This window comes from Clostridium tarantellae (assembly GCF_009295725.1).
Taxonomy (GTDB): Bacteria; Bacillota; Clostridia; order Clostridiales; family Clostridiaceae; genus Sarcina; species Sarcina tarantellae.
This window is the reverse complement of record NZ_WHJC01000110.1, coordinates 1-10,785: the sequence shown is the minus strand read 5'-3', so window position 1 is coordinate 10,785 and position 10,785 is coordinate 1. Positions and strand designations below refer to the sequence as shown.

Below are 10,785 nucleotides of genomic sequence, written 5' to 3'. Positions count from 1 at the left end.
ATTTAATATTAACAATTTTGATTATTTTTGTAAATGTTTAAAGATAATGTTTACATTTTTTTTCATAAAAACCTTTTTGTATATGAACAATATGTTTTTATGGAGGTTTTTTTATGTGTAAAATTAAAGTGCAAAAAATTTTAAATTTAGTAGAATCAAAAATAAATTATTTTTCTAATATGTTAGGTTATGCAGAAGCAAAAACAGATTTAATTATTTATATAATGAATCTTTACAAGAAAATTGATTTTTTAAAATTTAATAATGAAAATGAATTAAAGTATTTTATTTATAAATGTTTAGATAATGAAAGAAAAAGATTATTTTTTAAATCAAAAAAGGTGAAAGAATGTGAGCAAGTAAATTCTTATGTGGTAGATATTAACATGAATACTTTAAGCTATTCAGATAAATTTCATACGGATATGTATTTCTTTGATTTAATAAGCAATCTTTCACCTAAACAAAAAAATATTATATATTATAAATTTTATTTACAATTATCTGATGTTGAAATTTCTAATAAATTAAATATTTCTAGACAAGCTGTTAATAAAACAAAGTTATTGGCATTATCAAATTTAAAAAAAGTTGTATTAAGTTGAAAATAAATTAAAATTTTAGGTTTTAAATTGAGTAAACTTTATAATTTTAAAATATTATATTTTAATTAAATAATAAAACTTGTAGGTACAAGATTTTATTTAATAGCTTAAAAACTAAGTAAATAAATTATAAAACTTAGGTTTACATATAAAAGAAAAAATAACTTTTAGTTAATGTAACATTTAAAAATATAAAAGTTATTTAAGAAAGGAGTACACTTTGTAGTAATAAATAAATTATTAAGAAAGAAAAAGTGATAATTAAATTTATATTTAAGGAAGTGATGCTTTTAAGAAAAATTTAAAGAAATAAAAAACTTTATAAAAAGTATACAAAATAAAGTATTAATATGCTTAGGAGGAATAAATTATGAATAAAAATAAAAAACCAAATTTTCTAATTTTTGTAGTGGATCAAATGCAATCTTTTTCTATGGGGTGCAATGGAAATAAAGAAGTAAAAACACCTAATATAGATAAGTTAGCTTCTAATGGAGTTACATTTAAAAGAGCTTATTGTAATAATCCAGTATGTACTCCTTCAAGATCAACTATGATAACAGGACTTTTACCAAGACAACATGGATGTTTAAGTAATGGTAGAGTATTATCACAACATATTCCAAACCTACCAGGAGTATTACATAATCATGGATATAAAACTCATTCAGTTGGTAAATTACATTATCATCCATATGTAAATGATAAGATGAAGTTATTAGCAGGAGAGTTTTCATGGGAAGATAAAAGACTTTGGGATAGAGGAGAGATTACTAAATTACCTAAAGGATATTATGGATTTGATACTCATGATTTCTTAGGTGGACATGGTAGATATTGCTTTGGAGAATATATTAAATGGTTAAATGAAAAAGATCCAACTGCAAGAGATAAATATAAAATTGAAAATTCTTATCTTCATGTAAGAGATGCTTGGAGAATGAATATACCTAAAGAACTACATTATAATAAATGGATTGTGGAGAAAACAAAAGAATATTTAGATGGAGTAGAAGATAATGACAACTTCTTTTTATGGTGTTCATTTCCAGATCCACATTTGCCATTTGCATCTTGTAGACCATATAGTGATATGTATAATCCAGAAAAATTGACTTTACCGAAGACATGGAATAATGACCATGATCATTTAGAACATTTAACTAAAGTACGTAAATATTTATATAAAGCACCTTTACCTTTAGATGAAACATATTTAAGAGAAGTTATGGCTCAAACTTATGGCATGATAACTCATATAGATGATTCTATAGGTGAAATTATGAAGCATTTAAAAGATAAAGAACTAGATAAAAATACAGTTATAGTATTTATGTCAGACCATGGTGAATATCTTGGTTCTCATAATTTAGTATATAAAGCAGCTTGGCAATTAGAGCAAACTTTAAGAGTTCCATTTATATGGTCAAGCCCTTTCGCTAAAAATAAAGGCAAAGAAAGAAAAGAGGTTGTTAGTTTAATAGATTTTGCACCTACTATATTAGAATATGCAGGTATAGATGAAGAAGAGTTTTGTCTAAGAGGGTTACCACAAGGAGAGTATAAAACTTTACCAGGTAGAAGTTTAGTACAAGCAGTAGAGAAAAATAATAATTTAGAAAAAATACCTGCATTAGTAGAAAGTGATGAAGATTGTTATCTAGGAAAGATTTATAGAACAAGAACTATTGTAGAAGATAGATTTAAACTTACAATTTATCCTCATAATGGAGGAGGAGTTCTAGTAGATCTAAAAAATGATCCAGATGAAGAGGTAAATTTATATTATGATAAAAAGTATGGAAATATTAGAAATAATTTAACAGAAAAAATGCTTACAAAGTTAATGGTTACAGATAGGTTAGAAAGACCAAGAATTTGTAGTACTTTATAAAGTTAGCAGTGACAATAAGGGAGGAATAAATATGGAAGTTGATATATTAAAAATGGTAGCAACACAAGGTTTATTTGCAATTTTGTTTACTTATCTTCTTTTTTATGTATTAAAGGAAAATAGTAAAAGGGAATTTAATTATCAAAACATAGTCAAAGAATTAACTGAAATGTTACCTCCAATAAAAGAGGATGTTGAAAAAATAAAAGAAAAGGTATTTAAATAAGAATAGAGCTTATTTTTGGTGGGAAAATAGATAAGAGGTGATTTTTATGTCAAAACAAAAATTAAAAGCTAATGTTAATAATAAAATATTGGGTAATTATACTAAAGGTGCAATTAAAAGCTTTGAAGAAAATATAGTTACTAAAACAGATTATCTAGAGACATCAAAAGTTATTAAAGGGAAAGAAAATGGAATAGAATAGTAAAATTTAATTACTTTTTAAGAATATACTAAAAGTTAATTGTAGCATATTTAATTATTAGTTTTAGTCTTTAATATTATAAAACTAGTAATTATATAGTCTAATAGAACTTTTGGTATATTCTTTTTATTTCCTAGGATTTATAAACTTTAATTGAAGTGTTGAAGATAATGATGAATCAGATAACATTTGTTAAATATAAAAACAATTGTTTGAGAAATAAAGTAAATGTTAAGGAAATATAATATAAATTATTAATTTATTTATTTATAATCTAGAAAAAAGAAAAAGTGTTTTCAACAAATGTTTATAATATTAACATTTGTATTGAAAAAGTTTTCTTGCTTTGCTATTATGATATCAACACATAGTTTATGAAGTTAATTAAATATAGGAGGAAATAAACCTTAGAGGTTTAATGATAATTTCATGGATGTAAAGGAAGAATCTTTAAAATTACATAAAGAGAAAAAAGGAACTATTAAAATTGTAGGAACAATGCCTGTTTCTAATAGAGAGGAGTTATCAGTAGCATATACTCCCGGAGTTGCAGAACCTTGTATTCAAATAGCTAAGGATAAAAGTAAGGCTTATGATTACACAATTAAAGGAAAGAGTGTAGCAGTTATAACTAACGGAACTGCTGTATTAGGGCTTGGTAATATTGGTCCAGAAGCAGGTATGCCAGTTATTGAAGGTAAGGCTTTACTTTATAAAACTTTTGCTGATATAGATGCATTTCCCATAGCTTTAGATGCTTTTGATCCAGATGAAATTGTTCATATTATAAAAGCAATGTCACCAGGGTTTGGGGGTATACATTTAGAGGATATAAAAGCACCTGAATGCTTTTATATAGAAGACAAATTAAAAGAAGAATTAGATATTCCAGTTTATCACGATGATCAACATGGAACTGCTATTGCAGTACTTGCAGGAGTTTATAATGGTTTAAAAATAATAAATAAAAAAATTGAAGATATAAAGATTTTAATAAATGGAGCTGGAGCTTCGGGTATAGCTATTACTAAACTATTATTAAGAGCAGGAGCTAAAAATATTGTTTTATGTGATATAAATGGAGCAATTGTTGAAGGTGATGAAAACATTAACAAAGCTCAAAAGCATATTGCAAAAATTACAAATAGAAATTTTGAAAAAGGTAATTTAGAAGATTTAATTAAAGGTAAAGATTTATTTATTGGAGTTTCTGTTGGAAATTTAGTAACTAAAGAAATGGTTAGCACAATGAATAAAGATGCTATGATTTTTGCTTTAGCAAATCCTATTCCAGAGATATTACCTAAAGAAGCTAAAGCAGGTGGTGCTAGAATTGTTGCTACTGGTAGAGGAGATTTTCCTAATCAAATAAATAATTTATTAGTGTTCCCAGGGATATTTAAGGGAGCTTTAAAGTCTAGAGTTAAAGAAATAACTCCTGAAATGAAAATTGAAGCAGCAAAAGGCATTGCAAATTTAATTCCAAAAAATGAATTAAATGAAGAAAATATAATCCCTAGTGTTTTCAATAGAAGAGTAGTTGATGTAGTAGCTCATGCTGTAGAAGATATAGCACATAAGCATATTAAGAAAATTAGTTAGTTATAAGAGAAATACTTTGGAATATTTAAATTTTACGAAAAATATAATAGAAAACTCTAGAGATATAGAATTAAAAAAAGTAGATAGATTTTTAAAATTGCAAGGATTAATATTTGATTTTCACGTAGATTATACTACAGTTTTATATGATGCAGGAAGAATTATTGCAACAGGCTCTTTCAAAAAAAACATTTTAAAATGCATTGCAGTAAGTGAAGAATATAAAGGTCTAAACTTAACTAATAAGATTGTATCAGAACTTATTAATGAACAATTTAGAAGAGGATATTCTCATTTATTTATATATACTAAACCTAAAAATACAGAAGTTTTTAAAAGTCTTGGATTTTATGAAGTAGAAAGAGCTATGGATAAAGTAGTTTTATTTGAAAATATTAAAAATGGAATAAAAAAGTATTGTGAAAAGTTAATTAAAGAAAGTTCAAAAAATAAAGGAAAAAATATAGCAGCCATTGTTGCTAATTGTAACCCTTTTACTTTAGGACATAAATATTTAATAGAAAATGCAGCTAAAGAAAATGATTTAGTACATGTATTTGTACTTTGGGAAGATGAATCAATTTTTTCAAATGAAGATAGGTATAGGTTGGTTGAAGAAGGTACAAGCCACTTGAAAAATGTACTTATTCATAAGGCTGAGGATTACATAATATCAAATGCTACTTTTCCATCTTATTTTTTAAAGAAAAGTAGTGATGCAGTAACACTCCATGCTTTATTAGATATAAATATTTTTTCAACCTACATAGCAAAAGCATTAAATATAAAAAGAAGATATATAGGACAAGAACCTTTTTGTGAAGTTACTAAAGAATATAATAATATAATGAAAGAGGTTTTACCTTTTAATGGGATTGAAGTTATTGAAATTCCTAGGTTAAGTATTAATGGTGAAGTTGTAAGTGCAACTAAGGTAAGAACTTTGTTAAAACAAGGAAGTTTAAAAGAAATTAAAAAGCTAGTACCACCTTCTACATATAGTTTTTTAGTATCTAATTTTCTAAAAAGAAAATGTGTATAAATTTAGAATGGAGGAATTTTTAACATGGAAATTAAAAAAAGTGCTATGGCTGGAACTTTAGAGTCAAGTGATATATGTATAGTTATAGAACCTAACAACAGTGGAATAGCTATAGAGTTAAATAGTACAGTTGAAAAACAATTTGGAAAACAAATTAAAAAAGTAATAATGGATACATTAAAGGCTTTAGATATAGATAATGTAATAGTTAGAGCTAATGATAAAGGTGCTTTAGATTGTGTTATAAAAGCTAGAGTAGAAACAGCAGTTTTTAGAGGTGCTGAAATTTCAAAGATAGATTGGAGGGGGTTAAATAATGTACAAGCTTAGAAGGACTATGATGTATGTTCCAGGTAATAATCCTGGTATGGTTAAGGATGCACAGATTTATGGCGCAGATTCTATAATGTTTGATTTAGAAGACTCTGTATCATTAAATGAAAAGGATGCAGCAAGATTATTAGTTTTTAATGCCTTAAAATCTATAGATTATGAAGGTACAGAAACTGTAGTTAGAATAAATGGACTAGATACTGAATTTGGTATTTTAGATATTGAAGCCATTGTTAGAGCACAGCCAAATGTAATTAGACTTCCTAAAACAGAAAAAGCTCAAGATATTATAGAGGTAGAAAAAGAAATTGAAAGAGTTGAAAAGGAAGCTGGCTTACCAATAGGACAAATAAAAATTATGGCAGCTATTGAAAGTGCTTTAGGAGTTATAAATGCTTATGAAATAGCTAAATCTAGTAAAAGACTTATGGGTATAGCTATTGGAGCGGAAGATTTTGTAACAGATATGAGAACAACTCGTTCTTTAGAGGGAATAGAATTATTAACTGCAAGAAGTCAAATATTATTAGCAGCAAGAGCAGCAGGTGTATATGCTTTTGATACAGTATTTTCAGATGTAAATGATGAAGAGGGATTTATAAAAGAAGTTGAACTAATAAAACAATTAGGTTTTGATGGAAAATCAGTAATAAATCCAAGACAAATAAATCCAGTACATAAAATTTATACCCCTTCAGAAAAGGAAATTAAAAAATCAATACGTATAATAAAAGCAAGTGAAGAGGCTAAACAAAAAGGTTCAGGAGTTGTTTCTTTAAACGGAAAAATGGTTGATAAACCTATAATAGAAAGAGCACAAAGAACTTTAATGTTAGCTAAGGCTTCAGGTATATGTGTAGAGTGTGGAGGGGAACAAAATGATTAATAAAATAGGAAGAGAAATACCAAAAAAAATAGTGGGTATAAAAGATGTTAAACCATTTGAAGGACCTTTTGTATTAAAACCTGATTGTAGAAGATTTGGAAGAAGAGTTACAGCTGGTACAACTAGTGAAAGCAAGATTTTACGAAATATAGAAGAAGCTATAATTAAAACTGGTTTAAAAGATGGCATGACTATATCCTTCCATCATCATTTTAGAGAAGGTGATTTTGTATTAAATATGGTTATGGATGTTATTGCTAAGCTAGGTATTAAAGATTTAACTATAGCTGCTAGTTCTTTAAATAAAGTACATGAACCACTAATAACACATATAAAAAATGGTGTAGTAACTCAATTAATTACTAGTGGGATTAGAGGTCCTTTAGCTGATGCTATATCAAATGGATTAATGAAAAATCCAGTAATAATACGTTCACATGGTGGTAGAGCTCGTGCCATTGAAATGGGTGATATTAAAATAGATGTAGCATTTTTAGGTGCACCAAGCTGTGATGCATATGGAAATGCAAATGGATTTAATGGTAATTCATTTTGTGGTTCTTTAGGATATGCTAAAGTTGATGCTGAATATGCAGATAATGTTGTAATGATTACAGATAATTTAGTACCATACCCTAATATGCCAGCAAGTATTTCTCAAACAGATGTAGATTATGTAGTAGTTGTTGAAGCTATAGGTGATCCTAAGGGAATAGTTTCAGGAGCTACTAGATATACAAAGGATCCAAGAGAACTTTTAATAGCTAACTATGCAGCAGAGGCTATTAAAGCATCAGGTTATTTAAAATCAGGATTTTCAATGCAATGTGGTACAGGGGGAGCATCATTAGCTGTTGCTAGATTTTTAAAGGAAATAATGATTGAACAGGATATAAAAGCAAGTTTTGCATTAGGAGGTATAACAGGTCAATTTGTAGAAATGCATGAAGAGGGACTTATAGATAAACTATATGATACTCAAAGTTTTGATTTAAGAGCAGCAAAATCTATAGGTAATAATTTAGGGCACTGTGAAATAGATGCATCTTTTTATGCTAATCCATTTAATAAAGGATGTGCTGTTAATTTATTAGATTTTGTAATTCTAAGCGCTCTTGAAGTAGATATAGATTTTAATGTTAATGTCATAACAGGATCTGATGGAGTATTAAGAGGTGCTTCAGGTGGACATTGTGATACAGCAGCAGGAGCTAAAATGGCCATGATAGTTTGTCCACTAGTTAGAGGAAGAATACCTACTATTGTAAAAAAAGTTAATACTGTTGTAACTCCAGGAGAAACTATAGATTTAATAGTTACAGATAGAGGAATAGCTATTAATCCTATTAGAAAAGATTTAATAGAAAAAATGTCAAAAACTAATATTCCTACATTTACAATAGAAGAGTTACAAGAGAAAGCAGAAAAGATTACAGGAATTCCTGAACCTATTGAATATATTGATAAAATAGTTGGTGTAGTTGAATATAGAGATGGAAGTATAATAGACGTAATAAGACAGGTGAAATAGTATTGATGAATAGTTTTATGAATTCGGAAAAAATGAAATTATTAGAAGAAATACTTAAAGGAAAAGAGGAAAGAGTAGAATTACAAAAAAAACTTATTTATAAATATAATAAGACTTTAGTTTCATTTTCTTTAAATATTCCAGGGCTTTATAAGGTAAAGAATAAATATTTAATTATTTTTAATGCTGGTATTGAGGCTTTAATAAAAGAAGCAAAGAAACAGAAGTTAGAAATATTAGATATAAAAGAAAATATTACCAAAGCTGGATTTGATGGTTTTTTAGTAGTTAATGCAGATGCATATACTGTGAAGAAGATGACAATTTTCATTGAAGAAAATCATAGCTTGGGTAGATTATTTGATTTAGATGTATTTGATAATAATTTTAATCAAATAAGTAGAACTAAATTTGGTGTAGGTAAGAGAAAATGTTTAATTTGTGATAATGAAGCCAATGTTTGTAGAAGAGAAAGTAATCACTTATTAGAGGAAGTTTTAAATAAAATAAATATTTTAATAAATGAATACATTATTTAATTTTAGGAGAAGTACTATGGATAATAAAAAAATACAAAAGATAAATGAAATTTCATTAGATATAGGAGCATTAGCAGTACAAGCTATTTTATATGAAGTGGCATGTTTTCCATCACCAGGACTTGTTTCACCAGTTTCTAATGGTGCTCATAAGGATATGAATTTTTATACTTTTATTGATAGTACTTCTATTATTATGAAGTCATTAGTTTTATTTGCCCAAAAGGGATTAAGTGAAAAATCACCTAAAGAAATCTTTTATGACATAAGAAATGTAGGAATTCAAGCAGAAAAAGATATGTTTTTAAAAACATTAGGAGTAAACACTCACAAGGGAATGATATTTTTGATGGGAATATGTTGTGCAGCTGTTTCTAAAGTTATATATGAAAATAAAGAGTTTAATTCAGTTCAAGCAGTTATAAAAGAGATGTGTAGTGATTTAACTTTAAATGATTTTAAAGGAATAGAAAATAAAAGTATTTTGTCTAATGGAGAAAAATTATACATTAAATATAATCTTAGAGGGGTTAGAGGACAAGCGGAAGATGGTATACCTTTAGTTTTTGATTATGCTTTAGATATTTATAGGAATAGTAGTAACCTAAGTAAAAATGACAGGCTTGTTAATACTCTTATAGGAATAATGCAATTTTGTGAAGATACTACTATAATTAATAGACACTCTTTAGAAGTATTAGAATGGGTGAAGGTAAAATCAAAACATATAATCAGTTTAGGAGGAATGAAAACTGACATAGGGAAAGATAAGATAGAAGAATTAGCTAAAGTATTTATAGAAAAAAATATAAGTCCTGGAGGTAGTGCAGATCTTTTAGGAATAACAGTTTTTCTAAGTCTTGTAGAAGAATACATACAAAAAAATTATACACACAATTAAAGAGTGTGTATAATTCAATTTTCACTTAGATTAATTATTTTAGAAGCAGTATCTTCATCAGTAATTAATACATTTATGAACTTACCTCTAAGTGCACCTAAAATAGCTTCACTTTTAAATTTACCCGATGCAATACCTATACGTTCTTCTACGTTAAGAAGAGTAGTTAAGTCTATCCCTACTACTTTTTCATTAACAGGAGAGTCTATTAACTTACCAGATATATCAAATACATGACCATATATACAACCTACTGCATTTTTAGGCTTAAAATCATGCATTAAATATTTAGACCATAAGCTTGAAGCAAATACAGCATCGGTAGTTCCAATTCCTGTGAGAACCAAGTTAGACTTATTAGCTAAAAATAAAGTATCATTTATTACTGGTTCTTGAGATAAAGATTTTCTAGCATAATCATTATCTATATATAATGGAGCATATAAGTATTTATATTTTCCGTTATATATGTTTGCTACAGTTCTTATTAAGTCAGGAGTATCTATTAAAGGATTATCCTTTGCAGCGGCACCTCTTACTTGTAATACGGTTATAGGTAATTTTTGTTTAGGTTTTAATTGTTTTATAGCACAAGATATGCTTTTTCCCCAAAGTATACCCATTATTGTATTTTCATTTATTATATTTTCTAAATATTCAGCACCTAATTTGCCTAAAGAGTGGGAAATTTCATCACCAGGAAGGAAGTTGTTATTTAAAACTATTGCCTTTTTTAAATTAAATTTTTCCATAAGCTGTTGCTCAATTTCAAACATTCTTTCATGAGGATAATTAATAGAGATTTCTACTACATTTTTATCTCTAGCTTCTTGAAGGTATTTAGATATTTTAAAACGAGTAATTGCAAGTTTTTCTGCTATTTCACTTTGAGTCATACCTAAATCATAGTACATAGTAGACAATTTAGCTAAAAATGAGAGCTTTTCAATCTCATTCATTTTTTCATATTGAGTATTCATAATAAATCCTTTCTTAAAACTCTAATATATTTTAAATTAAGTAA

At 27.1% G+C, this 10,785-nt stretch carries 12 protein-coding genes; 11 read left to right on the top strand and 1 reads right to left on the bottom strand.

The features are described 5' to 3' along the window. Positions 1-113 precede the first annotated feature (113 nt). The 11 genes from GBZ86_RS08645 to citG all read left to right on the top strand — a co-directional run bounded on the left by GBZ86_RS08645 (position 114) and on the right by citG (position 9,761). On the top strand, positions 114-605 hold the full coding sequence (locus tag GBZ86_RS08645) for a sigma-70 family RNA polymerase sigma factor (protein ID WP_152889699.1): 492 nt from the start codon (positions 114-116) through the stop codon (positions 603-605). A 370-nt stretch (positions 606-975) separates the two neighbouring features. Then, on the top strand, positions 976-2,499 hold the full coding sequence (locus GBZ86_RS08640) for a sulfatase family protein (RefSeq protein WP_152889696.1): 1,524 nt from the start codon (positions 976-978) through the stop codon (positions 2,497-2,499). Positions 2,500-2,530: 31 nt separating this feature from the next. Further along, the gene (locus GBZ86_RS08635; RefSeq protein ID WP_152889692.1) at positions 2,531-2,725 is read left to right on the top strand and encodes a BhlA/UviB family holin-like peptide; all 195 of its coding nucleotides are present in this window, start codon (positions 2,531-2,533) and stop codon (positions 2,723-2,725) included. A 46-nt stretch (positions 2,726-2,771) separates the two neighbouring features. Then, positions 2,772-2,927 carry a hypothetical protein gene (locus GBZ86_RS17105; protein WP_170272192.1) on the top strand — a complete coding sequence of 52 codons (156 nt, stop codon included), beginning with the start codon at positions 2,772-2,774 and terminating at the stop codon, positions 2,925-2,927. Positions 2,928-3,356: 429 nt separating this feature from the next. After that, a complete protein-coding gene (locus GBZ86_RS08630) occupies positions 3,357-4,529 on the top strand; it encodes an NAD(P)-dependent malic enzyme (RefSeq protein ID WP_152889690.1) in 1,173 nt (390 codons plus the stop codon). A 16-nt stretch (positions 4,530-4,545) separates the two neighbouring features. Further along, positions 4,546-5,571: a [citrate (pro-3S)-lyase] ligase gene (gene citC / locus GBZ86_RS08625; RefSeq protein ID WP_152889688.1), complete on the top strand. Its 1,026-nt coding sequence runs from the start codon at positions 4,546-4,548 to the stop codon at positions 5,569-5,571. A 24-nt stretch (positions 5,572-5,595) separates the two neighbouring features. After that, the gene (citD, locus tag GBZ86_RS08620) at positions 5,596-5,901 is read left to right on the top strand and encodes a citrate lyase acyl carrier protein (protein WP_152889685.1); all 306 of its coding nucleotides are present in this window, start codon (positions 5,596-5,598) and stop codon (positions 5,899-5,901) included. Next, positions 5,888-6,790 carry a citrate (pro-3S)-lyase subunit beta gene (gene citE, locus GBZ86_RS08615; RefSeq protein ID WP_152889683.1) on the top strand — a complete coding sequence of 301 codons (903 nt, stop codon included), beginning with the start codon at positions 5,888-5,890 and terminating at the stop codon, positions 6,788-6,790. Before citD ends, citE begins: the two co-directional genes overlap by 14 nt. After that, positions 6,783-8,321: a citrate lyase subunit alpha gene (gene citF / locus GBZ86_RS08610; protein ID WP_152889680.1), complete on the top strand. Its 1,539-nt coding sequence runs from the start codon at positions 6,783-6,785 to the stop codon at positions 8,319-8,321. The genes citE and citF overlap by 8 nt, the downstream gene beginning before the upstream one ends. 5 nt (positions 8,322-8,326) lie before the next feature. Then, positions 8,327-8,860 (top strand): citrate lyase holo-[acyl-carrier protein] synthase, encoded by a 534-nt coding sequence (citX, locus tag GBZ86_RS08605; protein ID WP_152889678.1) that lies wholly within the window; start codon positions 8,327-8,329, stop codon positions 8,858-8,860. A 16-nt stretch (positions 8,861-8,876) separates the two neighbouring features. Then, entirely contained in the window at positions 8,877-9,761 is an 885-nt protein-coding gene (gene citG / locus GBZ86_RS08600) for a triphosphoribosyl-dephospho-CoA synthase CitG (protein WP_152889675.1), read from the top strand. Between the two features lie 14 nt (positions 9,762-9,775). Here the strand turns inward: citG and GBZ86_RS08595 are convergent, their stop codons facing one another. Continuing rightward, on the bottom strand, positions 9,776-10,741 hold the full coding sequence (locus GBZ86_RS08595; RefSeq protein WP_152889673.1) for a sugar-binding transcriptional regulator: 966 nt from the start codon (positions 10,739-10,741) through the stop codon (positions 9,776-9,778). Positions 10,742-10,785 lie beyond the last annotated feature (44 nt).